Source organism: Algoriphagus sp. AGSA1 (assembly GCF_021390545.1).
Classification (GTDB): domain Bacteria; phylum Bacteroidota; class Bacteroidia; order Cytophagales; family Cyclobacteriaceae; genus Algoriphagus.
Genome location: NZ_JAJUWR010000002.1, coordinates 1 through 26,868, shown reverse-complemented (window position 1 = coordinate 26,868; position 26,868 = coordinate 1). Strand labels below are relative to the sequence as shown.

General features: G+C 37.4%; 21 protein-coding genes. 18 read left to right on the top strand and 3 right to left on the bottom strand.

All coding sequences use genetic code 11. The features are described 5' to 3' along the window. The first annotated feature begins 139 nt into the window (after positions 1 to 139). From LZF95_RS01265 to LZF95_RS01180, 18 genes are all read left to right on the top strand, one after another. A complete protein-coding gene (locus tag LZF95_RS01265) occupies positions 140 to 913 on the top strand; it encodes a polysaccharide biosynthesis/export family protein (protein WP_233753175.1) in 774 nt (257 codons plus the stop codon). Between the two features lie 38 nt (positions 914 to 951). Then, entirely contained in the window at positions 952 to 3,330 is a 2,379-nt protein-coding gene (locus LZF95_RS01260) for a tyrosine-protein kinase (RefSeq protein ID WP_233753174.1), read from the top strand. Positions 3,331 to 3,355: 25 nt separating this feature from the next. After that, positions 3,356 to 3,838 (top strand): PssD/Cps14F family polysaccharide biosynthesis glycosyltransferase, encoded by a 483-nt coding sequence (gene pssD / locus LZF95_RS01255; protein ID WP_233753173.1) that lies wholly within the window; start codon positions 3,356 to 3,358, stop codon positions 3,836 to 3,838. A gap of 80 nt (positions 3,839 to 3,918) precedes the next feature. Next, positions 3,919 to 4,398: a PssE/Cps14G family polysaccharide biosynthesis glycosyltransferase gene (gene pssE / locus LZF95_RS01250; protein ID WP_233753172.1), complete on the top strand. Its 480-nt coding sequence runs from the start codon at positions 3,919 to 3,921 to the stop codon at positions 4,396 to 4,398. A 13-nt stretch (positions 4,399 to 4,411) separates the two neighbouring features. Next, on the top strand, positions 4,412 to 5,194 hold the full coding sequence (rfbF, locus tag LZF95_RS01245) for a glucose-1-phosphate cytidylyltransferase (RefSeq protein WP_233753171.1): 783 nt from the start codon (positions 4,412 to 4,414) through the stop codon (positions 5,192 to 5,194). A gap of 17 nt (positions 5,195 to 5,211) precedes the next feature. Further along, complete coding sequence (gene rfbG / locus LZF95_RS01240) at positions 5,212 to 6,342, top strand: CDP-glucose 4,6-dehydratase (protein ID WP_233753170.1); 1,131 nt, start codon at positions 5,212 to 5,214, stop codon at positions 6,340 to 6,342. Between the two features lie 10 nt (positions 6,343 to 6,352). Beyond that, positions 6,353 to 6,892: a dTDP-4-dehydrorhamnose 3,5-epimerase gene (gene rfbC, locus LZF95_RS01235; RefSeq protein WP_233753169.1), complete on the top strand. Its 540-nt coding sequence runs from the start codon at positions 6,353 to 6,355 to the stop codon at positions 6,890 to 6,892. 9 nt (positions 6,893 to 6,901) lie between these two features. Continuing rightward, positions 6,902 to 7,444 carry a dTDP-4-dehydrorhamnose 3,5-epimerase gene (gene rfbC / locus LZF95_RS01230; protein ID WP_233753168.1) on the top strand — a complete coding sequence of 181 codons (543 nt, stop codon included), beginning with the start codon at positions 6,902 to 6,904 and terminating at the stop codon, positions 7,442 to 7,444. Positions 7,445 to 7,452: 8 nt separating this feature from the next. Continuing rightward, positions 7,453 to 8,736, top strand: coding sequence for an NAD(P)H-dependent oxidoreductase (locus tag LZF95_RS01225; RefSeq protein ID WP_233753167.1), 1,284 nt, complete (start codon positions 7,453 to 7,455; stop codon positions 8,734 to 8,736). A gap of 26 nt (positions 8,737 to 8,762) precedes the next feature. After that, entirely contained in the window at positions 8,763 to 9,689 is a 927-nt protein-coding gene (locus tag LZF95_RS01220) for a glycosyltransferase family A protein (protein ID WP_233753166.1), read from the top strand. 137 nt (positions 9,690 to 9,826) lie between these two features. After that, the gene (locus LZF95_RS01215; RefSeq protein ID WP_262912207.1) at positions 9,827 to 11,239 is read left to right on the top strand and encodes an oligosaccharide flippase family protein; all 1,413 of its coding nucleotides are present in this window, start codon (positions 9,827 to 9,829) and stop codon (positions 11,237 to 11,239) included. Then, positions 11,232 to 12,521, top strand: a complete 1,290-nt coding sequence (locus tag LZF95_RS01210; protein ID WP_233753164.1) for a hypothetical protein — start codon at positions 11,232 to 11,234, stop codon at positions 12,519 to 12,521. Before LZF95_RS01215 ends, LZF95_RS01210 begins: the two co-directional genes overlap by 8 nt. Before the next feature lie 3 nt (positions 12,522 to 12,524). Further along, a complete protein-coding gene (locus tag LZF95_RS01205) occupies positions 12,525 to 13,682 on the top strand; it encodes a glycosyltransferase family 4 protein (RefSeq protein WP_233753163.1) in 1,158 nt (385 codons plus the stop codon). Positions 13,683 to 13,686: 4 nt separating this feature from the next. Then, positions 13,687 to 14,802: a glycosyltransferase family 4 protein gene (locus tag LZF95_RS01200; protein WP_233753162.1), complete on the top strand. Its 1,116-nt coding sequence runs from the start codon at positions 13,687 to 13,689 to the stop codon at positions 14,800 to 14,802. Between the two features lie 146 nt (positions 14,803 to 14,948). Next, the gene (locus LZF95_RS01195) at positions 14,949 to 15,911 is read left to right on the top strand and encodes a glycosyltransferase (RefSeq protein ID WP_233753161.1); all 963 of its coding nucleotides are present in this window, start codon (positions 14,949 to 14,951) and stop codon (positions 15,909 to 15,911) included. A 3-nt stretch (positions 15,912 to 15,914) separates the two neighbouring features. After that, the gene (locus tag LZF95_RS01190) at positions 15,915 to 16,853 is read left to right on the top strand and encodes a polysaccharide deacetylase family protein (RefSeq protein WP_233753160.1); all 939 of its coding nucleotides are present in this window, start codon (positions 15,915 to 15,917) and stop codon (positions 16,851 to 16,853) included. Positions 16,854 to 17,005: 152 nt separating this feature from the next. Then, positions 17,006 to 18,565, top strand: a complete 1,560-nt coding sequence (locus LZF95_RS01185) for an asparagine synthase-related protein (protein WP_233753159.1) — start codon at positions 17,006 to 17,008, stop codon at positions 18,563 to 18,565. Between the two features lie 266 nt (positions 18,566 to 18,831). Beyond that, positions 18,832 to 19,755, top strand: a complete 924-nt coding sequence (locus LZF95_RS01180) for a class I SAM-dependent methyltransferase (RefSeq protein WP_233753158.1) — start codon at positions 18,832 to 18,834, stop codon at positions 19,753 to 19,755. A gap of 116 nt (positions 19,756 to 19,871) precedes the next feature. Here LZF95_RS01180 and LZF95_RS01175 read toward each other — a convergent pair whose 3' ends face one another. The 3 genes from LZF95_RS01175 to LZF95_RS01165 all read right to left on the bottom strand — a co-directional run. Next, positions 19,872 to 21,023, bottom strand: a complete 1,152-nt coding sequence (locus LZF95_RS01175) for a polysaccharide lyase (RefSeq protein ID WP_233753157.1) — start codon at positions 21,021 to 21,023, stop codon at positions 19,872 to 19,874. Positions 21,024 to 21,342: 319 nt separating this feature from the next. Further along, a complete protein-coding gene (locus LZF95_RS01170) occupies positions 21,343 to 24,333 on the bottom strand; it encodes a LamG-like jellyroll fold domain-containing protein (protein ID WP_233753156.1) in 2,991 nt (996 codons plus the stop codon). 1,031 nt (positions 24,334 to 25,364) lie between these two features. Beyond that, positions 25,365 to 26,868: Ig-like domain-containing protein (locus LZF95_RS01165; RefSeq protein WP_233753155.1), on the bottom strand; the 1,504-nt coding region annotated here is incomplete at its 5' end.

The following is a 26,868-nucleotide window of genomic DNA, read 5'->3' as shown; positions in this document are numbered from 1 at the left end:
CAGCATCAAAAAACCCGTCTTCTTGAGGATTTTAGAAGTTTTGGCCGCAACAGTTAAGTGCAGAAAAGTGTGACTGAAAGGGCGAAGCTTTAAAAGCACAAAAAATCAACCTGAAAAAGCAAGCGAAAACCATATTTCCATGAAAAATATCCTAACCCTCTTAGCCATCTCATTACTAAGTCTTTCCTGTTCAAAAAGAGACTTGGTGTATTTCAGTGACATTGGCACAGATACGATATACACAACTCCAATTGACTCTGTAGTCGAGCAAAGAATTCAAGAAGATGACCTATTAAGTATTACGGTCACAAGTTTGAACGCAGAATCAAACATGCTGTTCAATGCAGGGGTATTGATGCCTTCAGGGGGAAATGTAAACACAGTTGTCTCCACCCCAATTAACGAAAGCTATCTGGTGGATAAAAACGGTTTTATCAATTATCCTGTGATCGGACAGATCAACTTAAAAGGCTTAACCAAGCTGGAGGCAGTGAATAAAATGTCACTCCTATTAGACGAGTATGTCCAAGACCCAATTATCAACATCAGGATAATGAATTTTAAAGTAACTGTTATCGGGGAGGTACAAAAGCCATCCACATTTATTATTCCGACAGAAAAGGTAACAATATTGGAGGCATTGGGACTAGCGGGAGATATGACTGCGTTTGGCAGGAGGGAAAATGTATTGGTCATCCGTGAAAAAGAAGGAGTTAGAACCACAACCAGATTAAACCTCAACGCAAAAAATGTCTTAGCATCTCCTTATTATTACCTGCAACAAAATGATGTTATATATGTGGAGCCTTATAAAACCAAATCCATTCAGTCTGACTCCAATCCAAGAACCTTTGCAATATTTACAAGCATAGTAACTTTATTAACGATAGCATTATTTCAAATTGGCAATTAGTAAAACAACATTCAAAATTCCAATTCAAATCCCGAAATATGAAATTATCAGATCTATTGAATGAGTTAGAAGAGGAGGAGAACAACTCTTCAAACGAGCAATCAGTCAACTATAAAATGCTTTTTTTTAAATACTTCAGCAAATGGTATTGGTTTGCTATTGGTGTGTTTATTTGTTTAAGCATTGCTGTTGTTTACACTTATTTCTCCACTCCCCAGTATCTGATAACAAGTAAATTACTCCTAAAAGACGAGAAAAAAGGAGCGGATTTCACCTCTAACGCCGTGGTTTCAGATATGCTTGGATTTGGGTCTTCCTCTTCCGTAGAAAACGAAGCTGAAGTGTTAAAGGCAGAGAACCTAATGGTAAAAGTCTTTAAGGAATTAAATATTGCAAATGGATATTTTATACAAAATGGGAAATTTAGATATAAAGAGATATATGGATCTGAAGTTCCCATTCAGGTAGTGATACACAGGAAAAATGAGTATTATGACGTAGAGGACAATTCAGTTGTTATACATATCAAAAACAACAAAGAATATGAACTAGAAACCCCTAGTGGGACAAGGAATACGTATTCTTTTGGGCAAAAATTAGTTAATTTCTATGGTGAATTTTCAATTATAAAAAACCCATTGCTGAGAAATCCCGGAGATTCGTTGGCCCCTCCCCATATATCGGACAGCGAACCCATTAGAGTGGAATTTTATGATCCGGCGGTAGTTGCAAAATATTATGCAGAGAATCTCAGTGTGGACATAGTAAATAAATTGGCCAGTGTTGTTGTTTTAGGTTTGCCTGATGCACATCCTCAAAAGGGGAAAGATATCATGCAAAAATTAATTGAGGTTTACAATCAGGAAGCAGAAAATGAAAAAAACACGATAGCCAGAAATACGATTACTTTCATCGATGATCAGCTCGTAGGGCTTACTGAAGAACTGAAAACCATTGAACAGGAAGGTGAGCAATATAAACTCAACAACTCAATAACAGACGTCAATTCGGAAGCTCAGTTGTATTTAAGCAGTGCAACTGCTAACAGACAACAACTAAGTGAATTTTCCATACAGATTGATGTCCTGGAATCCATTGAATCCTACTTGAAAAACCAAGGGACTGATTATGAGATGGTTCCAAGTACCTTGAGTATTCAAGATCCCACACTTTCCGGATTGATCGCAAACTTTAACCAGCTGCAAAGGGAAAGGGAAAGAATGCTGAGAACTACACAGCCAAACAACCCGATTGTCCTGAATATCAACCAGCAATTGACCAGCCTGCGCTCCAGCATCATTGAAAATTTAAGAAATATCAAAAACGGTTTGATAATTTCAAGGGACAATTTGCAGGCAACTGCAAATCAATTCCAAAACAGAGCATCCCAGGTTCCTACCATGGAAAGGGAATTATTGGATATTAGCAGACAACAGGGGATAAAACAGCAACATTATCAATATTTAGTACAAAAGAGAGAAGAAGCAGTCTTAACGTTAGCTGCAACCACTGTAAGCAATACTAAAATAATCGACCCTCCTACTCCATCTGATTATCCTGTTTCACCGAAGAAGAAATTGATCTTTGCTTTTGGCTTAATGGTAGGATTGGCGGTACCATTTGGACTAATATTTATAAAAGATCTCTGGCAGGAAAAAATACAGCTCAAATCAGATGTTGAACGAATTACATCGACAAAAATTCTTGGTGAAATCTCCAGAAATAAAGGAAGTGAGGGTGTAGTTGCTATATCAAAAAGCAAGAAGACGCTGATTGCGGAGCAATTCAGATTCATTCGAAGTAATTTGGCATTCTCCACCTATAAGCAGTCCAACAAAGTAACCATGGTTACTTCAGGAATCAGCGGTGAGGGAAAAACTTTTTTTAGCATCAATCTGGCAATCAGTTTGGGCTTGGTCGGCAAAAAAGTGGCGGTTCTGGAGTTTGACCTTCGGAAACCTGCCATGCTATCTGCCCTTGGCATGAAAATTCCGGTTGGAATCTCAGATTACCTGGAAGATGACCAATACACATTGGACGACATCATTAACCCCTTACCACTAGGTGAGAATGTTTCAATTTTGGGATGTGGCAAGATACCTGAAAACCCAGCTGAATTGATGATGAGTGATAGGCTTCACCAAATGATAGCGGAATTATCAGAACGATTCGATCATGTCATTATAGATACAGCCCCAATCGGGCTTGTTTCAGATTCATTCATCTTATCTGAAATTGCAGATACAACTATTTTCATGTTGCGCTACAATTATTCCACCAAAGCACAGGTAAAAACCATCGAAGACATTCGTAAAAACAACAAATTCAAGATGCCATTGATCGTATTGAATGATGCCAAGCTGGAAATGACTTATGGCTATAGTGCCACTTACGGAAAAAATTACTACCAGAAATAATTTTTCGAATTATCCAGGAAACCGTATGAGAGATCAAAAAAGAAAAATCCTGTTAGTATGTTCGGATGGAGGTCATTTGGCGCAGATCCTTGAGCTTAAGGAACTATTCGAAAACTACGACTACTTGTTGGTCACTGAAAAAGCCCCTTCAACTCTTCCATTGGCCAAACATTACAATGTAAAGTTCGTCCATGCACGGCCAGAGGGGAAAAACAGAAAGTTAGGTTTTTATTTATCCCTTTTGATAAACTCATTTACATCCCTACGTATCTTTTTGTCCCATAGACCAAAAGTGATAATCACTACGGGAAGCCACACGGCAGTACCTTTTTGTCTGCTTGGCAAATTAATGGGCATAAAGGTCGTATGGATATTATCTTATGCCAGGATAAATTCAAAGGCTGCTTCTGCTAACTTGATCTACCCTATAGCAGATAGATTTTTAGTACAGTGGCCCACTATGAAAAATCTTTATAAAGATTCTATTTATATGGGCTCTATATACTGATGATTACATTAATCACGGAAGTCAGCCTTATTAAATACATACACGTTAAAAATCCCATTATCAAAGCAGCATATTAAGTTATGATACTTGTTTTATTAGGTACGTTCCCCCTTCGCTTCGACAGGCCACTTATTGCTTTGGAACAACTTCTCCAAGCAGGGAAAATCACTGATCAGGTCATTGTTCAAAATGGTCATACCGTTTTTGACAGTTCATATATGACCTTTGAGCCATTTCTGCCTTTAGATCAGTTATTGGGATTATACGAGAAAGCAGACTTAATCATAACACAAGCGGGTACAGGCTCTATAATCAAGGGCTTAAAAATGAATAAAAAAATAATTGCCATAGCACGATTAGCTAAATATAAAGAGTGCGTGGATGACCATCAATTAGAACTTGTAAAAGAATTTGCCAGCGCCCGATATATTCTTCCTTGGTACGAGGGAGATAACTTAGAGGAAATCATCTCATTGGCCAATCGATTTGACTTCCAACCTTATAAATCAAGTAACAAGGAAATCGTCAATTACCTGATAAATTATATTGATACTATTTAACAACCAAAATATTATGAAAGCAGTAATTCTAGCCGGAGGTTTTGGCACCCGAATCAGCGAAGAAAGTGGTGTAAGACCCAAACCCATGGTCGAGATAGGTGGTAAGCCCATTCTGTGGCACATTATGAAGATATATTCCTCTCATGGAATTAATGATTTTGTTATATGCTGTGGATACAAAGGACATATAATAAAAGAATATTTTTCAAATTATTTTTTACATACTACGGATATCACTTTTGATCTTCAACATAACCAAATGGAAGTACACCACAGAAAATCCGAGCCTTGGAAAGTGACATTAATCGACACAGGTGAAAATGTCATGACAGGTGGGCGGATCAAAAGAGTGGCTGACTATGTGAAAGATGAGACTTTTTGCCTTACTTATGGCGATGGGGTAAGTGATATTGACATCAAAAAAACCATTGACTTCCATAGAGATCAAAACGCAGTAGTAACGCTGACCGCAGTACAACAACCTGGAAGATTCGGAGCCTTTACACTTGATTCTGAAGACACTAAGGTCACCAATTTCCGGGAAAAGCCTAAAGGAGACGGGACAAACAACGCCTGGATCAATGGCGGCTTTTTTGTAGTTGAGCCAAAAGCATTGGATTTCATAAATGATGATCAGACTATTTGGGAAAAAGAGCCCTTAGAAGAATTGGCCAAAACCAATAAACTGGCTGCTTTTAGACATAATGGATTTTGGCAGCCAATGGATACACTTAGGGACAAAAATGTGCTTGAGGACTTTTGGAACAATGGATCCGCACCTTGGAAAACCTGGTAAGCTAACTATTTAATAAAATGTCAGATACAAATTCACTAGCAGTTTTTTCAGGAAAGAAAATCTTAATTACAGGGCACACTGGTTTCAAGGGGTCATGGTTATCCCTTTGGCTTAGCCAGAAAGGTGCTAAATTATTCGGCATCTCAAAAGATATCCCTACCCAACCTTCCTTATTTGAGTCGCTGGGTCTCGAAAAGGAAATGGAACATATTTTACTTGATATCAGAGACCTGGCTTCTTTGAAATCCGAAATAAGAAAAATAGAACCTGATTTTATTTTCCACATGGCAGCTCAGCCTATTGTTTCTTTGTCTTATCTGGATCCCCTAGAGACATTCACAACAAATGCCATAGGCACGGCCAATGTTCTGGAGGCCGTACGCGATCTTCAGAATAAATGTGTGGTCATATGCATTACCTCTGATAAATGTTACGAAAATGTGGAATGGGTCTGGGGATACAAGGAAACTGATATGCTAGGCGGAAAAGATATTTATAGCGGATCAAAAGCTGCTGCTGAAATCATCATCCATTCTTACTACCATTCCTTTATCAAGAAAATGCCAAATATTAAGCTTGCCTCTGTCAGAGCCGGCAACGTCATTGGAGGTGGGGATTGGGCTGCCGACAGAATTGTTCCCGACTGTGTACGGTCCTGGAGTAATCAGGAAAAGGTAGAGATCAGAAATCCAGGTGCCACCAGACCCTGGCAGCATGTGCTGGAGCCTTTAAGCGGATACCTTGCTGTTGCTGCCGAGCTTTGGGACGGCGGTGAGTTTAATGGGGAGAGTTATAATTTTGGCCCGCCTGCTGAAAATAATATTACCGTAATGGAGCTACTCCAAAAACTTGGGGAAAGCTGGGGACTGAAAAATTCTCAGGACATCTATGCCCAAACAGGGGAGCTCAAATTTTCTGAGGCAGGCCTGCTCAAATTAAATTGTGATAAGGCACTGTATGATTTCAAATGGCAACCCACTCTTACCATAGAAGAATTGATCCGCTTTACCGGAGACTGGTATTATATGTATTACCATAATCAGGGAAATGTAGTTGAGTTTACTAAAAATCAGATTTCTTCTTATGAGCAAAAAGCATCTGACAAGAAAATAAGATGGGCGCAACAATCACAATTTTCAACCCTCTAGAATAATCATCATGCTATTTAACGAGACTAGCATCAAAGACTTGTATGTAATTGATCTGGAAAAGAAATATGATGAAAGAGGATATTTTGCCAGGACTTTTTGCACCTATGAATTTGAGGCTCAAGGTGTCAAGTTCTCCCCTATCCAGTCCAACATGTCCTTTAGCAAATTAAAAGGAACGCTAAGAGGATTACATTACCAGGTACCAACTGAGGAAGCCAAATTAGTACGATGTCCGCGGGGAAAAATTTTTGACGTTGTCATAGATATGAGAGCCGATTCAGAGTCCTATTTGAAAATATCCTGCAATGAACTAGCTAGCACTACCAGCCAGTTACTATACGTTCCTCCTGGATGTGCCCATGGTTTTTTAACGTTGGAAAACAACACTGAAGTCAATTACTTGGTCAATGCGCTCTTCAATCCTGCACAGGAAAGAGGTATCAGATACAATGATCCGGCTTTTAACATTCCATGGCCTTCAGAAATAACCATAATCTCAGAAAAAGACAAATCCTTTGCTGACTATGACGTACAAAATAAAATTTGATAGACTAGTATGAATTTAACACAAACCAAAATTCCGGGATGCTTTGAAATCCATCACAAAGTGCGAAAAGACGACCGGGGTAAATTGGTCAAAACCTTTCATGAAAAAACTTTTCAGGAATTGGGACTTCATAAAGACTTCCCTGAGGTTTACTATTCAGTCTCCAAAAAGAACGTGATTAGGGGGCTGCACTTCCAGGTGCCGTCCCAGCATCATATCAAAATCGTCCTTTGCCTAGAAGGGAGCATATTGGACGCAGTGGTGGATCTTCGGGTAGGCTCACCGACCTATGGAGAGCATATCATCATTGAACTAAACCCGGCTAAGGCCAATATGCTATATATTCCTGAAGGGTGTGCCCATGGATTTTATTCCCTTTCTGAAAAATCAATCTTTTTAAACCAAACCTCCACCATGTACAGCCAGGAGCATGATATGGGAATCCGATGGGACAGCTGCGGAATTGACTGGCCGACCAAAGACCCAATCGTTTCTAAAAAGGACAAAAACCTTATAGAATTCAGTTCATTTGACTCACCTTTTAGTTACTAGGAAACACTATGATAATTGTTGACACATCACTCAAAAAGAGGGAAAAAGAAGGGAAAATCCTTAAAGTCGGGATGATAGGCTCTGGCGAGATGGCCAAAGGCATGATAAATCAAATCATGAAATATACTCCCGGAATGACTGTAGCGGCTACTTTTAATCGCACACCAGAGCGGGTTGTGGAAGTGTTCAAGGAGCTAAAAATTGACAACTACCTGCTAACTGACAATCTAGAACAGGCAAATCTGGCAATTTCAAACGGAAAATCCGTCATCACCGGAGATATTGATCTTTTTTTAAATTTGGGTGACGTGGAAGTTGTAGTGGAATCCACAGGAGCAATTGCCTTTGGGGCAGAAACGATCCTCAAAGCCTTTGAAAAAGGTAAGCATGTACTATCTTTTAATGCAGAACTGGACTCTACCCTCGGCCCGATATTATATAGTAAAGCAAAACAGGCTGGTGTAAAATATGCGCTAGGAGATGGAGATCAGCCCGGAGTGACCATGAACCTCTACAGGTATGTAAAGGGGATGGGATTTGATCCTCTTGTCTGTGGAAATATCAAAGGGATGTTGGACTATTACCGCACCCCGGCTACACAAAAAGGTTTTGCTGACTCTTGGGGAATGCTCCCGGAAATGGCAACCAATTTTGCTGATGGTACTAAGGTGGCATTCGAACAATCCTGTATTGCCAATGCGACAGGAATGCGAGTGTCAAAAAGAGGCATGTACGGTTATGAGTCCACTGAGCATGTAGATAACCTTACCCATTTTTACGATGTGGATCAATTAAGGGAATGGGGCGGAATCGTAGAATATATAGTTGGTGCAAAACCCGGGCCAGGCGTATTTGTGTATGCTGCGGCGAAAGATCCATATTCAATCAAATATTTAAAATATGGCAAGTTAGGAGAAGGCCCCTTATATAGCTTTTATCAGCCCTATCACCTATTGTTTTTTGATATTGCAAGTTCTATTGCAAGATTAGTGGATTTTGACGATCCCGTGATCGTGCCCATAGGCCCATCTCTAGTAGATGTGGTAGCTACTGCCAAAACAGACCTATTTCCAGGTGACAGCCTAGACGGAATCGGCGGGTTCAAATCATACGGACTCTGTGAAAATCATTCAGTCGTGGCCGATGAAAATTTATTGACAATGGGACTTGCAGAAGGTTGCAAAATGAAAAACTATGTCCCTAAGGATACTGTCATTACTTATGACGATGTAGAAATTCCACGGGGCAGATTGATTGACAAATTAATGCTGGAACAACACAATATAAAATAAGAATTATTTCATAAATCATTTTTATTATGAGATTCACAATAGGATTGCCCATCACAAAAACAAAATACTTAAAAGAATCATTGGCTAGCATTGAAGCTCAAACTTTTAAAGATTTTGAAGTTATCATTCGAAACAACGCCAATACACCTGAAGTAAAGGCAGAAATAAAGGATCTGTGCAAGGATTGGATAAACCGACCGAACGTGACCTATGAAGAAAGCACAGAGCAATTAAATATGCCGGCCAACTTCAATAAAATAGTAGAAAAATCAAGAGGGGATTTTTTCACAATCCTAAGTGATGATGATGTCATAGATAAAGAGTTTTTATCTGAGATCAATATGTTAGCACTAAAGTACCCGGATACTAAAGTTTTTCATTGTAGGGTAAAACTGATTGATGGACAAAGCAATTTCATTGGCATAACCGAAATATGCCCAGAATGGGAAAAACAGGAAGATTTCGTTTTCCAGAGAATATACGAGAAGCGCGACTTCTTTTTATCTGACTTCATTGTAGATACAAAAGCATTGAAAGAAATCGGAGGGTTTTCTGAAAAGACCTCTGGTTGGGGTGTAGATGAAGTCACTTGGTCAACGCTAGCCTATAATGGGGTAGGATTCTCCAATAAGTTACTGCTGAATTATAGAATTTTTCCCGGAAACTACAGTCTCTCCTTAGAGAATCTAAGAAAAAGATTCAAGGATATTGAAGTCATGCATGCTAATTTCGAAAGAATAATACGCGAAACATGTAATGGAACTGAATCAATATATCCTTTGGATTATATGCTGGAATTAAACAGAAAAAGAACCCAGGGACAAAATGATCTGGTCTTTAAATTCCATGCGAAATCCGGAAATCTAATTCAAAATCTCAAATTTTACTTTAAGAATAAATCATTACTGACTAAAAAAAGAGCCCTAAAAGATCTAATAAAGACCAGCTTCTAAGGACTTTTTATTTTCTTTAGTTTTGTACTCTTAAAACCAAACCCGCAGTTTTCTTTCTGGATATCAACTACTCACATGAAAATAAAAAAAAACAAATACTCCCCATATAATCGATACTATCAGTTAAATTAATTTTAATGGTCTCGATTACGAAAATCACTACTAATAAAGTCGTACAAAATTTTTCCTTTATGACGGTGGGAAATATGGTTTCCCAGGTTTTGGCGCTTATTACTGTTCTTAAAATAACACAACATTTTGCTCCGGATGATTATGGACTATATACATTTATTACATCACAGGGTTTACTATTGTTAAGTATCAGCGATTTAGGCATTCAGCCTATAATCGTCAGATCTATTGCCCGGGATTCCAATAAGACAAGTGATTTGATTTTGAACGGGCTATTGCTAAGGATATTGACAATAGTTATACTAACCGGACTTTATATTTTATACAATCATTTGTTCGGAACACTATCAATTCAAGAAGTTTTATTGGTAAGCTTATGTGGGTTTGTCAATGCCCTCTGGACAGTTTTGGAATATGCTTTTTTGGGGAATCAAAAAATGTTCTTTGCTTCAGCGATCAAAATCATCTATGGTCTTCTTTGGTTTGGATTTGTTTTCTTGCTCCCAGAAGAGTCCTTTACCGTATATAATCTAATATTCATATTTGTTACCCTCAATATTCTGCAGGGACTGGGTTTGGCCATTTACCTGAGGAAAAATGGAATGATGAAGGGTCAAAAATCGCCCTTCCTGACCTCCACGAAAAGTATCCTAATACAAAGCTGGCCTTATTTCAGTGTTATGCTTATTATGATTCCTGTTCAGCAATTCTACAACATCTACCTGGAATTAAATTCTACAGTTGATGAAATTGGTTTTTTCAACCTTGCCAGGAGATTATTAGCTCCCGTTCAAATGATCCTCAACTATGCTGTACTTGCTGCTTTCCCTAGCTTGTCAGCTCTCTGGGTAAGTGATCAAAAAAAATTATATAATCTACTGACCAATGGATTTCAATACTTCTTGATAAGTGGGATATCGCTGGCATTTATGTTTAATCTTTTCATAGAAGACATCGTGATACTTTTGTTTTCTGAAGAATATCTCCCTGCAGTACGAGTTACACAAATGCAGGTATGGTTCACTTTTCTAATGGCCGTTAACTACACCATTTCGACTGTATTGGGTGCTATAAACAAGGAAAAACTCATGTTTAACCTTGCAATAATGAACGGGCTTATCTCCATACCCATGATGTACTACGGCAGCCAATTTGGAGCTTATGGCCTTTCAGTTGCCTATGTGCTGTCCTTTGCGGTTTTTGAAATCATACTATGGATGACATTCAGAAAACAATTGAACATAAAAATAAAAAAAGAATTTATCTGCTGGACGGCGGCTTTAGCCTTGTTTCTAATCAGCACTTTTTTGATCAATGACCTAGATATACAACTAAAAATCAGCCTTTCAGTACTAATCTGCATTGTAGTAGGATTATATTTCATTAAAAACTATAAAAAGGATTACCAGAATGAATAAATACCTACAAGCTATTGTTGCTTTTGTGATCATTCTCCTATCCCTTAAATTTTTCGAAGTAAGATTTTTGGGGGATTTAATTGGTATCAAAATACCTTTCTTATTTGTTTTTGTACTTGTACTAATTTCGATAAGATATTTCTTCGCTTGTAAGGGCGCCTTTGTTCTACCCGTTCAGCTATTGACTTTTTCCATGCTTTTTTCCGTGGTAAGCGCTTACCTGATCTGGCAGCAAGGTCTCATGGATAGCCTTGTGAGGACTATTCCCCTCACCGTAGTTCCAGTTTTCTTCCTGTTACATGCATTCAAATTTCAGGTTAAGGTATTAGAGAACGTTATTATTATTTTCGGATATTTCTATTTTGTGCTCAGTATATTTCAGCTTCTAAATCCCGAAACAGCCTATTTCGGTCATGCACTGGTAGATGAAACCGGAGGATATGCCGAAAGCAGAGGAGTTACCAGGGTTATATTTCCAGGCGGGGGAATATTCTGGCTTGCTTGTTTTATCTCTCTGAGTAAATTGATTTCAAACCGAGGAAATAAATATGTTCTGATACCACTTGCAATTTATGGACTGGTAGTACCGGTACTACAAGCGACCAGGCAATTAATCGCATTTATTATGCTCTTATATTTCCTGCATTTTGGATTCCAGCTGTCTGTAGTAAAAAAAGTAGTCATCTCCATTTTAATTATAATTTCGGCCATTTATATAGGCACCTTAAACTTACCTGTTTTTGAAGGGATCTATCAACAGACCATGGATTCAAAAAGCGAAGGAACCAAGTACATCAGGTTCATTACGGGTGCTTACTATCTGACTGAATTTTCCGATACTGTTTTTTCCAAAATTATGGGTAATGGAGTACCAAGTGAAAAAAGTTATTACGGAACAGTCACTATGCGATTGATAGACAAGGGAATGTACCTTGAAGATGTAGGTATTATTGGGCTATATTCCCAGGCAGGAATATTTGCCGTGATTGCCTGGATAATAATCTGGTACAAATCCTTCACAGTCAGACTTCCTAAGGAATATTATTATTGCAAATATTATCTTTGGATGATTTTATTTACCTCCCTCACATCAGGAAGTATTTATAATGTAAGTTATGCTATCAGTACAGCCTTAGTTCTATTTATTTTCAACCAAGTAGAATTGAATAAAAAAAATCAGCTAAAGAGAATAGTAAAATTGCTTTTAAAGAAAAAACTTCTTGAAAAACTACTCAAAAACAAAGAGCTCAATAAACAGCCCGATATCGTATCCCCTGCATAAGACATGAAAATAGCATATATATCAAATCCCTCGTTTTTTGACATGGACTTATCTCTTACTAGGGAACTGTTTAAACAAGCAGACTTACACTATTTCCTGGATCTTCCCACCTATTCCAGAAGTTCCACTGCACTAAAATTTAAAACCACTTTAAAAAAAGCTGGAATCTATCCTGCTATAATCTTTGACGAGCTAAAAGAATTTGATGAATATATTGACCTGAACAGAACTTCAATCATATATAGAACTTCAGAAAAAAGTTACTCAGCTTCAAATTTATTACTTCAATATAAGCTTGCTAAGGCGATCCGAAAAATAACCCCAGATATAATCCACTCAAACAATTTTCTTAATTTCAATTTTTCATATTTTCTGGCTACAGACAATACGCCCAGAGTCTTAACAGTGCATGATCCTTTACCTCATTCAGGGGAAACCTCAAAAAAAGACAATGCGATTCGAAAATTTAACTATAAATTATTCAATAATATTATTCTGTTAAACAAAAGCCAAACAAATGTATTTCTCACAAGTTCTGGAAAAAAAACGGAAAACGTATATTTTTCACGTCTTGGCTCCTATACTTATTTAAAAAAATACACACCTGAGAAAGAATTCATAACAAACAGCCAACAACTACTGATATTTGGAAGAGTCTCTCCCTATAAAGGAATTGAAGAACTCTGCAAAGCGTTTAAACTTGTTATAAGTGAATTCCCAAATGCAAAATTAATCATAGCAGGTAGCGGTGAATATAACTTTGACATTACCCCCTATGACATCCATTCAAATTATATATTCATAAACAGGTATATTACAAACAAAGAGTTAATTCAACTTATACAGGAGTCTGAATTTATAGTTTGCCCTTATAAAGACGCTACTCAAAGTGGCGTTATAATGACATCATTTGCATTAAACAAACCTGTAATAGCAACAAATGTGGGAGGGTTAAAAGAAATGATAATTAATAATTATACCGGAATACTAATAGAGCCAAACAACATAACTACCTTAGCCGATAGCATAAAGTGGATGTTTCAAAATCCAGCTACTGTGAAAAAAATGAGAAACAACATTAAAGACCTAAATTCCAAGGGAAATTTAAGTTGGAGTATTATAGCCAAAGATCTGATAACTGTATATTCAAAATTAAAGTAAGGCAATGGGAGGAAAAAAACTAAAAATTGTACAGGTAATATATGCACTTATACAGGGAGGCGCAGAAAAATTTGTTGTCGATTTATCCAATAAATTATCTGAAAATCATGAAGTATATATCATTACACTTAGAGGAAGCTCATCAGACCTTTTCACAAACGAATTAAGCGGTAATGTTAAGTACATTAATTTTCCAATAGGAAATGGATTTAGAATCAGAGACATCTATAGATTAAACAAATTCATCGACAAACTAGAACCTGACATAATCCACACACATCTCCAGGTTGTTTTTTACTTTCTATTTCGTACACTTTCTAACAAAAAAAACACCATTTTCCATACAATTCACAATGATGCCTCATTTGACGGAAAAATAAAACATCAATTTTTAATAAGAAAATTCTTCTATAAAAGAAATCTAATAATCCCAATCACCATATCAGATGATAGTAAAAGGTCATATGAAAACTACTATAAAATCAATGATCCAGAACTAATTTACAATGGATGCTTAAAACCCCATAAAACAGAAAAGTTCGACGATGTTAAAGAAGAGATAAAATCCTTAAAATCAAATCCAGAAGACCTAGTTTTTATTCATCTATCAAGATTCAATGAGAACCAAAAACAACATAGTGTCTTAATAAACGCATTCAATCGAATCAGAAGTGATTACAAGAATGTCATCCTTTTGATTGTTGGCAGAGATTATGAATCAGAAGAAGCAGTATTTTTAAAAGAAATTGCCGGAGATGGAATATACTTTTTAGGTGAAACAATAAATATCGGTGATTATCTTTACCAGAGTGATGTCTTTTGTTTAAGCTCTCGATTTGAAGGACTTCCGATCTCCTTATTGGAAGCTATTGCATGTGGCTGCACTCCCATATGCACACCGGTGGGGGGAATAAAAGACATTATTCAACCCAATAAAACAGGATACTTGTCCAGCGACATATCTGAAGACAGTTATTACCAAGTGATGCACAAATACCTACGGAGACCTGATAAGATCAAAAAAAGCGAGCTAGTTGAATATTTCCTAGAAAACTACTCTATAGACAAATGCAGCAAAAAACACGAACAAATTTATCATAAGTATATTAACAAAAATTAAAAAACACTAAAATTAAACCTACTAAAAATATATAAATAAATGTGATGTATAAGACCCTCAATCATCCCATTAAATATGAAAAATCCGAATCTGACAAGCAAAATTCATATATCCTATACAGTAAATTTAAATCCTTACAAGGCTGAATGAAAAAAATACTATTCATAACAAACATGTATCCCACGGATAGTAATCCTGCTGATGGAATTTTTATAAAAGAACAAATAGATCATTTAACTAAATATTATAAATTCAGCTATGAAATATTTCTAATCAATTCCGTACATAAGACTAAATTTGAATATTTCAAAAGTATATTTTCAATTTCCAGGTGTATTAACAGGTACATTCCCGATATAATCCATATCCATTACGGACTTTCAGGTTTTTTTTTACTCTTCTTTAAGCCTAAAGTCAAGACTTTCTTGACACTGCACGGCAGTGATTTTAATAACCGAGGCAGCAACTACCTTCAGGTATGGTTAAGTAGAAGAATAATCTCTAGAGTGGATACCGTATTTGTTCAAAACCCCACCATGCGGGACAACGCCTTAAAATATAATAAAAGTGTGGAAATACTTACCTGTGGAGTAGATACTGACTTTTTCACACCTGAAGAAAAAGAGAAAGAAAGAGATGAAAAAATAATCCTGTTTCCTAGCAGCCCATTAAGAAGTGTCAAAAATTACCCTCTGTTTCTTCAGGTAATTAAAGAATTGAAAGAACAATATCATCACAAAATAGCTATCCAGACGTTAGAAAACGTCAACCGGTTTCAGGTAAAGCAACTACTCAATGGATCGGATTGTTTGTTGCTTACCTCAACGACAGAAGGATCGCCCCAGGTTATAAAAGAATCGCTATCCTGTGGTTTACCTGTAATCTCAGTTCCTGTTGGAGATGTAGCTGAAATGGTAAAAGAAGTGCCCAACTGTTACGTATCCACTTCCCATAACGCTAAAGAATTGGCAAAATTGGTAGATAAAAGTCTTAACAATGGAACAACGGGAATAAGAGAAACATTTTTACGGAAAAAGCACTTTAGCAGCAGAGCAATCACAAATAGGCTGGCTAATTATTACGGGATAGATTTCACAAAAAGTATTTAAACCATGATTGCGTTGGTATATAGAATCCTGCGTTATTCAGGACTTCCAATTATAATGAGAATGCTTTTTCAAAGAAACAAAGTGACTATACTTGTATTCCATGAAATGACCCCGGAAGTTGGCGAGACAAACTTCACTTATCTTAAAAAACATTATAACATTATATCCTTACAAACTTTTTACAAAGCAATTGAAAACAACGATTCAAATCTACTACCTAAAAAATCACTGATCATCACCTTTGATGATGGCAGGATAAGTAACTTTGAGCTCTTGCCAGTTATTAAAAAGCTCAAAATACCAGTGACTATATTCTTAAATTCAGGGATCATCAACACCAATAGACACTATTGGTTTAGATATAACAGAGAACTTTTTTCAAATGAAAGTTTAAAAAAAATATCCAATAAAGATCGACTGGCATTAATGCACAGGCACGGTTTCAAACAAGATCAAGAATATGATTACCCACAGGCTTTGAGCAAAGCCCAGATTGTTGAAATGAGTGAATATGTTGATATGCAATCCCATACTTCTTTTCATCCCTGCCTTCCAAAATGTGACTATAGTGAAGCTAAATTTGAAATTGAAAATTGCAAAAAAACCTTAGAAAAAGAATATGGCTTCACAATAAATACTCTGGCTTATCCTAACGGAGATTACACTGAAAGGGAAATCGAAATAGCGAAGCAAGCAGGCTATAAATACTGCCTCAGCATTGATAAAGGTTATAATTCCATTTTTTCAGATATTTATAGATTAAAAAGACTGGATCCAAACGATACCGATAATTTAGATGAATTTATTGTTAAAACGTCCGGTCTTCATATTCTACCAATGCTTATAAAACTTCAGTTTCAAAATCTTTTTAAACATAGAGCTCAAAGAAAGATCTCAAAAAAACAGATTAAAAAAACAGAACCAACAATTCAAACATGGTAGGCATCTCCATTTGTTCTTATAGTCCCAATTATTCATCCATCTTAGAAGATCAAGATGTGATCTATAAAAATAATAATTTTATTGTATTAAATTCTTCAAACCATGACTATCCGGTTTCCACGTTAAGGATTAATCAAGATATCATTCTTATTATGGAAGGCAAGATTTATGGAAAAGCCTTTGAATCTATTGTAACTGAGCTTAAAACGCTAAGTACAGAGAAAATTGATGAAAAACTGAGTTCATATGCCTTTGACCTTGATGGGGAATTTTACTTTTACAAAATTGATATCACAAAAAATCAAATAGCTGTTTTCGGAGACCATCTTAACAGATTACCTCTATACTTTGGAAGCAAGGATCAACGGTGGGTTATTTCCCGGCAGATTAAAACTGCATATTTTTTCCTACAACCCGAAATAAGCAGATTGAACTTAGCTGAGTTCATGGTATTCGATTATAATCTAGCTGACAGAACTTGGTTCGAAAATATATTCTGCTTACAACTGGACGATTATATTCAAATTGATGCACTGAACAATAATCTGCAGGTCAAGAAAAAAAAGACAACCTATAATTTCGAAGATAAAACAAAGATTAAAAACACCAAAGTCTTGCTAGAGGACATGGCTGAAGTTTTTACAAAGGCCTGTACTGATAGAGCGGAGACTACCAACGTTCTATCCATGAGTGGCGGTATGGACTCTAGATCAGTGGCCGCAGGACTTGTTAAAGGCAAAAAACCTCTTTTAGGCGTGACATTTGAAAATGCGGAAAAAACCGCTCTTTATGACGGGATTATTGCTAAAGAAATCGCCGATGCTCTAACTATAAACTGGCAAAAAATATCGCTGACCAAAGAGTCATTCAACTACGACATAGCCAGTTTAATGAAAGTAAAAATGAGTATTCAACCTTGTAGGTTCTATTTTCTATATCAATTCTGCAATGAAGTAAGCAAAAAATTCGGCAGCAATATAATTTTTTTCACCGGTGATGGGGGAGATAAAGTCTTCCCTGATTTAAGCAAAAATCTAAAATTCAATAGTGATCTGAAATTATTCAGATTAATAATGAAGGAAAACCATGAATTTACGATTAACCTAGCCGCAAAAATAACTGGAGTATCCGAAAAAGAATTAGAAAAACAAATATTCTCCTACATAAAGGAATTGCCAGCAGCAACAAGTGCGGGTAAATTGGAGCAATTTACTTTAAGGGCACGGATGAAGAGATATATATTTGAAGGAGAGGATAGAAACAGAAATTATTTTTGGTCCACCACTCCTTTCTTAAGTAAGAAATTTTTCTCATTAATGATGCACCTTGATCCAGAAATAAAGAAGCAGAAAAACTTCTATTCCGATTTTATAGCTCATATTAACCATGATGTTGCATCTATTAGAAACGAGAATTTTTCAAAGGGTAAGCTTCAAATAGGTAAAGGATTGTACTCTTTCATAAAAAAACTATCTAATCGATATCTTTCAAGAAAATCAAAAGAACATTTGAAATCTATTTTCAAAAGTAGTTCTTCACCTAATAACAGTGCAAAACAATATATTACGGAAATAAAAAGACTACTTCCAATCAACACGCTGTTAGAAGAAAAAACTATTTCGAGAAGCTTGAACAACTACTCAACTGGGCAATTATCGTTGTTACTAACTTACTTAAAAGCATATGAAATAATGAGCACAAATAGGAATTAATAAAAACCTACAATAATTTCAAAACACGAATAAGTCACTCAAACGTCAACCAGTAATCAAGTAGGCATAGCAATAAAACCTATACTCTTTATGGAGAAAACACAGTCAATTTTACTTATTAAATAGAGTAATATGAAATCGAGCATGCCGAAGGCTACACACAAAGGGATGATTATTCCCCGTGCGACCTGCCGGCAGGTAGGGATTCCATGTGACCATTGAAAAACAATTATAAACACATGAAAAAGGAACTCAGAAAAAGTCTATTGACATTAGGATTGCCAATAACCTATCTTTCAACATTATGGTTAAGATATATCAGCAGTGGACAGCGGCTTCAATCAAATGAAAAAATATTCTCAGAATTGGGATTACTGCCAGTTTTAGATCATTACTATCAACCACTCACGAATCCCAGGAAACACCTTAAGAAATCTTTGAGAGAAGATAGGAATCTAAAAGGAATTGATTGGAATATCCAGCAGCAACTTGAAATATTGAATCAATTTCATTTTTCTGAAGAATTGAAAAAGTTTCCATTGGAAAAACGGAAAGACACAGAGTACTATTATAACAACACTATGTATGCTTCGGGGGATTCCGAATATCTCTATAGTATGGTCAGGCTAGTTAAACCAACTAAAATTATTGAGATCGGAAGCGGAAATTCCACCTTGATGGTCATCAATGCCATTAAAAAAAACAAAGTAGAACATCCAGAGTACCAATGTAAGCATATTTGCGTAGAGCCTTACGAACAGCCGTGGCTTGAGAAAGTAGATGTGGAGCTGAAAAGAACGAAAGTTGAAGAAATTGACCTTTCTTTCTTCACAACGCTAGAAGAAAATGACATTCTCTTTATAGACTCTTCTCATGTGATAAGACCACAGGGAGATGTCCTATTTGAAATACTTGAAGTTCTACCTATACTTAACCCTGGCGTATTTATCCATATCCATGATATCTTCTCCCCAAAAGATTACTTGGATGAATGGATATACGAAGATAAAAAGCTTTGGAACGAACAATATCTCCTAGAAGCATTTCTTTCATTCAATCCGAACTTCGAAATTACAGGAGCAGTAAATTACCTCAGCCATAACCATAGGCAGCTACTCGCAGAAAAATGTCCGGTTTTCAACTCCCAACCGGGACGGGAACCGGGGGCTTTCTGGATCAGAAGGATTTAACCTCTGCCTATTGCAGCGGAATAGTCAAAAGCCCCACAGCCGTTGTTTTTTCACAAAATATTGCTTTTTAATCTACCTATTCAGTCCCTTCGCCCACAAAGACTACCCCGCCCTTATTACTTATTATCTGAGGATTTTATAGACACTTTCCCTCCTTCGGGTGGAGTTGCGGAAATCTCTATTTTATATTTTGACGGTTCGGCAACAATTGGATCTAACGGCGTGATAAGTTTGTGGCTGGAGGGATGAACTTGTAATCCCTTCGCAACTGAGGGATTTCTACTTAAATATTCAGGACTGTACTTCCATGTATAGAAATCATCCATATACATGGATTGGTTTTTCCTCACGGGAACATCCCAATCCATAGCCGTAATAACAACCTGTTGATTCAAATGCTGAACACTCGTTTTAGTTCTTAGCAATACACCGGTCGCCGTATTTTTCAATTCCCCATTTATCCATACCTGTAGTATGCCGTCAGCTACACCAGGAGTATTTAATACTACCCGATAGGTCACATCCGTCCATTTGCCAGTTTCAATAGTATGGAAATTATAGGGTGATCCCATCCTTTCACCATATCGACTCGTCATTCGGTGATGATAGACATTCCAGTTCATCCGGCCAAATGCATCCACCTGTAGATATACTACCCCCCCACCATCTCCAGGATTCAGCCCTGATCCAGCCTTAATGGAAGGCCACATCCGGAAACCAGGTAATTTCCCAGAAATATAAAAATCAAACCCAGGTTCATAATACATTCTAAAACTATAATAAACTTCTTCTGAAGGATTTTTTATTTTTGCACCATAGTCAGCTCCATTTTGGCCATTGCTACTTCCCTGTGGAAAGTAATGTTTAGCCCTTTTCCCTCCGTCAAAATTCACGATTTGTGGGAACCCTGGACGGTTATCATAATCAAGTGCCCCCCAATCTCTTATTTTTTCTTCTTTGTTATAACTCCCTATAGTATTATTCTCAAAATCATGGCTTTGTATAATAATGAAATTATCCAAATTTGTCTGAGGACTATGCTGCTTCAGCTTTTCATTCTTATTTAATCTATAAAGTTTTTCGACGAATTCCATTGGTAAATATTTTAACAATCCTGGCCTGCCATCATTTTCAGGAGACAAGTCCATGGGCACTGCCCCAACACTAAAAATGCATGCCCAAAATAAAGTAAACATTGGAAGATTGGCCATGCCTCTTATAAATTTCCTCATTACTCTGAAATCCCCATTCTTCGCTACTAACTTCATGATAATTTATTGTTAAATTTTTATACCTTCTGATTTTTGAACTAGTTCGTGTGTCTAACGACAATTACCCGCTAGACACACAACTTTATTTTTGATTAGAATAAATTTTGAATTCATTAAAATGAACAATCTTCTATTCAGGTTTTATTAATTTGCAATTAAATGAAATTATATTTCATAACCAGCTACCTATCCACAAACTATTGGAAAATTTTACCATCTTGATCACAACCACATCCACAAGTAGATATTTCCCTTCGCTTTCAGGAGACCCTGCCACTGTATAGGCTGTTTTTTGTCAATACTAAAGTCTATGGACTTACTTTTTAATGAACTTTTTACTTGAAATATCATGACCATTTGCAGTTAGTTGTAGAATATATACACCGTTTACCAAATCAGAAACGTCAATAGTCACTTTGTCCCCCTCAGGCCTTGCCTCGAAAGTTTTTTGCACTGTACCGTTCATTGAAACCACGTGGAATTCAAAATCATAACTTCGATCCAAATTTGTAAAGATTACATTGAGATATTCTCTACTTGGATTTGGCCCTATTACATATTCCAGGAGCACATTAGGGAGATCCCTTGACTGATAACCAACTGCCTTCAACACCACAGGATTAGAGAAATAAGTGTTACCACCTGTATCAGTGATCCTGCCCACAAGCTGATGGTTCCCCGCAGGTATGTTTTTCCAGTCAAACCCTGAGGAATCTTGGGCAATTTGCCCCACTACTTCACTCCCGTTTAAAAGTTCAATTTTCTCGATTTCAGAATCGTTACTTTTTATTTCAAACCCGATATGAACTTCACTCGATGCATCAAATTCATACCTGTCATCAGGCAAAACCAGATTGATTTCAGGAGCAGCAAACTTTCTGAAGTGCTGGGTGACAACTAGGTCTTTATCAGGAACATCGAGTTCATAAAAGACTGAGGAACTCATCTGAACCTCATCCACACTCCAATGATCAAATACAGCCCCTTCCTCTTCTTCAACCAAGAGAATCAGTTTTTCACCTACTTCTGCATGGATAGAATCCGCTACAAAAGTTCTTTCTCCAGATATATCCTCAGTAGCTTTAACTAAAGTAATTCTGTAGGACTCATTTCCCTTAAAATCAGGGTAAGTTATCTTAGTTGTAATCAGTTCTGTGATTTCTTCTTGTGAAAGCTTCCTATTCCAGATCCCGACATTGTCCAACACACCTTCAAATCTTCGGGTATATGCCGCATTCCTTAGCAGTGATGCCGAGCCTATCGTCAATTTCAGATCCGACCTGGTGATGGCCCCGGAAAACTGAGGGGATTTTTCCGGAACAACTGCATCCAGATACAACCTATATCCTTCACCCGATTTATAGGTGGCTATCACCCTCACCCATTTTCCAAAAGGAACTGTCTGGGTGGAAACCCAATCCCGGAGCCCAGAACTGTTTGTCCGGATCCTAAGTCTGTTGTCCGCTGTAATCGCCAGGGAATAAGTCTGGTTCTCAGGCCAAGCACTGGAAAATGTTTTACCCACAAGAATGCTGCTATTCCTTTGCCCATTCCCCTCTCTGAAAACATCAGCCATCAAGGTAAACTCTGTGGCTAAGTTTAGACTGTTACTATGAGGCACACTTGAAATCGACGATTTCGGGTCGTACCTGTTCCCTTTTTCATTGAACCCCGGGACGTGGCTGATCTGTTCGTTCACTCCGTGATTTTGTCCATGCGAATCCCTCAATACTGAAGACAGGTTGGTATTCATCTCATAAAATGCCACCAATCCCTCAAGCAATCCCTTCCCGGTTCCTGGCTTGGAAACTATGTTCTCCCTCTCAACTACACTGATGGATACAGGAACCGATTCAGTGAATGTGCCATTGCCGTGGAACGCCTTTGCCTTAATATTGTATTGTCCGGTCGGAACAGCCTTCCAGGTAAAGGTGGACACACGTTCCGCCAGAGTGGCAATCAACGTGTTACCATTGTAAAGCTCAACTTTATTGAATTCCCCATTTTTGCTTTCTGGTTCAATTTCAATCTGAATGTCACTCATTGCGTCAAATTCAGCATTTTGGATCGGGGAAATAACCCTGACTTTCGACACCTCCTGTACACCTCCAAAATCAGGATAAGTTATCTTAGTGGTAATCAGTTCTGCGATTTCTTCCTGCGAAAGCTTCCTATTCCAGATCCCGACATTGTCCAACACTCCTTCAAGCCTTCTGGCATATGCCGCATTCCTTAGCAGTGATGCCGAGCCTATAGTCAATTTCAGATCCGATTTGCTGATCGCCCCGGAAAACTGAGGGGATTTTTCCGGAACCACTGTATCCAGATACAACCTATATCCTTCACCCGATTTATAGGTGGCTATCACCCTCACCCATTTCCTCAGGGGAACCGTCTGGGTGGAAAACCAATCCCGAAGTCCAGAACTGTTTGTTCGGATCCTTAGTCTGTTGTCGGCTGTAATCGCTAGGGAATAAGTCTGGTTCTCAGGCCAAGCGCTAGAATATGTTTTGCCAATAATAACTGAGCCATCAGGTTTACCGTTTCCCTCCCTGAATATATCGGCCATCAGAGTAAACTCCGTGGCAAGGTTCAGACTGTTGCTATGAGGCACACTTGAAATCGACGATTTCGGGTCGTACCTGTTCCCTTTTTCATTGAACCCCTGAACATGGCTGATTTGTGCGTTCACTCCGTGGTTTTGGCCATGCGAATCTTTCAGTACTGAAGACAGGTTGGTATTCATCTCGTAAAAGGATACTAATCCATTCAGTAATCCCGTTTCCGCTTCCGGTTTGGAAGGAACTTCTACTTCCGGTTTGGAAGGAACTTCCACTTCCTTTATAAAATTTGCCTGAATGTTTATATTTCTCGAAGGCATTACAAATTCATAAACGAGCATTTTGCTTACCTCTTTCCCATCAATTGTCCAATTGACAAATTTGAATCCTGGATTGACTTCCGCAGTTACGGTTATTTTTTCGCCTGATGAATAATCTGTTTCAATGCTTTCAGATCCTATCTCGCCCAAACTAGAATCATATATAGGATTAACTATCAAATAACTATCACTGTAATTCATTGGTCCAATCTCTAGAAGATAAATAGGTTTCTTCTCAAGCAGAATATCCTCCCCAGCTTTGACATCATGTAAAACATCAACTTCGCTAAGACAATTTACAGATGTATATCCTTCTCCAACAAGATTGTAATTCGAATTTAAAAGCGAAAAACTAAAAGAATAATTTTCAATAATCAACACGGAAAAAATGTTTAACAATAATTGGACAGTAACTATTTTTTTCATGAATACCTTATTTTAAAACCCAATAATTTTAGATCCTGTAAATTTTATTTTTGACGAAAGATGAATGATGTGCAAATATAAACTATAAGCAAACATACAATGAAGTAAAATCAAGACGATATATAAATTTAATAGATAAAATAAAAATAATACAGTCTTAATTTTTAACTATAAAATCGGTAAAATAAAATCTACTTTCCCCCAATTATTTTCAATCATCATGCCGAATTCCAGCACCTAAAAATAACAACAAAAAAAAATAATTTAAACTATAAATACTATTATCTAATTAGACTTGAAATTATGTATAAATCTGAAAACTAATTTCCCTACCTGAATTTAACCATGGTATCAAAATTGAAAAACAGCTAATCAACAGGCAAATAAAGCATGTGGGCGGTATTTTTCACGCCTCTCAAAGTCTAGTACTATTGATTTAAATATAGTTTTAATGTCTTCATATAGGAGATACTGCACAATATAGTTAGAAGTCAAATCCCTACATAGAATCACTATCTCATTAAGGACACACCCTGCATATCCACATAATGCTGAGTAAATCCGTGGAAAATAGCCACAGTTGCAACTTAATATTCTACCCAACAATAAAACTCTTGCTTGCTTTAAGAGTCCGCATAGTTTTGAACCTGAAGACTAAGCTAGGGCTTGCTGAAAAACCACTCACATAAAAATAGGTTAATCATTCAATATGACAGCTTTTTATCTACTAATGGCGTTTTTCAGCATGTCTCAGGCTAATATTATGGTCAAAATTTCTATGCCCTTAAACACCAATATGCCACCCCTACCCCTAAACTGACATCACCTCCGATTCGTAATTGGATTTTGTTAATAAACACTTAGGTTTATCATGCTGTTTATGGAGCCATAGATAAGAGCGAGGATATTATTAGACCATTTAAATTTCTTACAGGATTAATCCATCTACCGTGCCGTCACTGGTAAAAAAAACCTGCCAAACCGAATATACACAAAAGATCTTATGTTAAACACCCTCTTCTTTAATAGAATCACCTCTTGATAAACTTCTTACTTGAAAGTTGATTTCCATTAGAAGTTAAGTATAACACATAAACTCCTGCCACTAGGTCCGAAACATCCATTGTATAGGTTGATTGCCCTGAGTTGAGTTCAAATATTTTCTCAACTAGTCCATTCATGGCTATTACTCTAAATTCAAAATCATAAACTCCATCTAAATTAGTAAAAAACACATTGATGTATTGTGAAGTAGGATTAGGCCCGATTTCATATTCTAATTGCGGATCAGGAACGTCCTTAACATTCAAAGTAACAGGCTCTGAGTAATAAGATTTACCCTTGATATCAGTAGCCCTTGCGACTATCCTGTGAATTCCCCCTGGGATATTTTTCCACTGGAAACCATAAGGATCCTCCTCCGACTGCCCTAACTTTTTACTTTCTAATATGTACTCAACAACTTTTATCTCATTATCAAATTCAACAAGTTCAACATTGAGATCAATGCTCCCCCCTGAATGTACCTCTACGATATTACTAGGAACAACTAATTTCACGATCGCTCGTTTTTTATTCACCACCTCCATAGCAATAGGGGGAGATAGTATTTGGCTTCCGTCGATAAAAAGTAAATGTGCTTCCAAAATATGTCCCCCCTCTTCTGCATTCTCCCACTTATAGTCGAATGGGGCAGCATTCGAACTACCTATCTTTTTATTTCCGCTATAATAATCTACCCCCTTAATAGGATTATTGACCTCCGGTATTTCTACCTTTATAGGTATAAGTTCTCCCAAACTAAAAACAGCATTCTTAATTGGGTCTATTATTCTTATATAGTCATCGGTTTTTTCTCTTATAGTTATTAATACCGGATCAGATACTTTGAAATTTCCTTCATCTTCGCCAAAGGCCTTTGCAATTATTATATGCATAGTAGCTGGCGGATTCTCCCAAACAACAACAAAGGGACTTATAGTTGAAACCCCAATAAGGCGATTTCCACTATAATATTCCACTTTCTTGACATGTTCGTCAGAGCCCTGAAACATCACCATTAGCTCTATAGCTTCATCACTACTAAATTCTTGATTACTAAAAGGAGCAAGAATACTGACTTCTGGGATGTTGACTCCAATAAGATTGTTATCATCCTCCTTCTCCGACACGGTGATGCTTACGGCCGAAGAGACCGCTGTGGCACCTTTGTCATCCGTGGCCTTGGCGGTAAGGACGTGGTTCCCCTTGGGAAGATCCCCCCAGGTTATGCTGTAGGGGTAAGCGATGTCCGTCCCCAGCAGCGTGCCGTCCCGGTAAAAATCGACTTTGGCAATCTCCCCGTCCGCATCAGATGCGTCTGCGGCGATCGTCACGCTCTCGCCAACCGTAAACCCCTCTCCCTGTCTAGGGCTGCTTATACTGACTCGCGGGGCGGAATTCTCCTTCTCCGACACGGTGATGCTTACGGCCGAAGAGACCGCTGTGGCACCTTTGTCATCCGTGGCCTTGGCGGTAAGGACGTGGCTTCCCTTG

Bases quoted from the DNA above. Each gene is read 5' to 3' on its own strand.
- LZF95_RS01265 (WP_233753175.1), top strand. From the start codon at position 140: ATGAAAAATATCCTAACCCTCTTAGCCATCTCATTACTAAGTCTTTCC.
- LZF95_RS01260 (WP_233753174.1), top strand. From the start codon at position 952: ATGAAATTATCAGATCTATTGAATGAGTTAGAAGAGGAGGAGAACAAC.
- pssD (WP_233753173.1), top strand. From the start codon at position 3,356: ATGAGAGATCAAAAAAGAAAAATCCTGTTAGTATGTTCGGATGGAGGT.
- pssE (WP_233753172.1), top strand. From the start codon at position 3,919: ATGATACTTGTTTTATTAGGTACGTTCCCCCTTCGCTTCGACAGGCCA.
- rfbF (WP_233753171.1), top strand. From the start codon at position 4,412: ATGAAAGCAGTAATTCTAGCCGGAGGTTTTGGCACCCGAATCAGCGAA.
- rfbG (WP_233753170.1), top strand. From the start codon at position 5,212: ATGTCAGATACAAATTCACTAGCAGTTTTTTCAGGAAAGAAAATCTTA.
- rfbC (WP_233753169.1), top strand. From the start codon at position 6,353: ATGCTATTTAACGAGACTAGCATCAAAGACTTGTATGTAATTGATCTG.
- rfbC (WP_233753168.1), top strand. From the start codon at position 6,902: ATGAATTTAACACAAACCAAAATTCCGGGATGCTTTGAAATCCATCAC.
- LZF95_RS01225 (WP_233753167.1), top strand. From the start codon at position 7,453: ATGATAATTGTTGACACATCACTCAAAAAGAGGGAAAAAGAAGGGAAA.
- LZF95_RS01220 (WP_233753166.1), top strand. From the start codon at position 8,763: ATGAGATTCACAATAGGATTGCCCATCACAAAAACAAAATACTTAAAA.
- LZF95_RS01215 (WP_262912207.1), top strand. From the start codon at position 9,827: ATGGTCTCGATTACGAAAATCACTACTAATAAAGTCGTACAAAATTTT.
- LZF95_RS01210 (WP_233753164.1), top strand. From the start codon at position 11,232: ATGAATAAATACCTACAAGCTATTGTTGCTTTTGTGATCATTCTCCTA.
- LZF95_RS01205 (WP_233753163.1), top strand. From the start codon at position 12,525: ATGAAAATAGCATATATATCAAATCCCTCGTTTTTTGACATGGACTTA.
- LZF95_RS01200 (WP_233753162.1), top strand. From the start codon at position 13,687: ATGGGAGGAAAAAAACTAAAAATTGTACAGGTAATATATGCACTTATA.
- LZF95_RS01195 (WP_233753161.1), top strand. From the start codon at position 14,949: ATGAAAAAAATACTATTCATAACAAACATGTATCCCACGGATAGTAAT.
- LZF95_RS01190 (WP_233753160.1), top strand. From the start codon at position 15,915: ATGATTGCGTTGGTATATAGAATCCTGCGTTATTCAGGACTTCCAATT.
- LZF95_RS01185 (WP_233753159.1), top strand. From the start codon at position 17,006: ATGGAAGGCAAGATTTATGGAAAAGCCTTTGAATCTATTGTAACTGAG.
- LZF95_RS01175 (WP_233753157.1), bottom strand. From the start codon at position 21,023: ATGAAGTTAGTAGCGAAGAATGGGGATTTCAGAGTAATGAGGAAATTT.
- LZF95_RS01170 (WP_233753156.1), bottom strand. From the start codon at position 24,333: ATGAAAAAAATAGTTACTGTCCAATTATTGTTAAACATTTTTTCCGTG.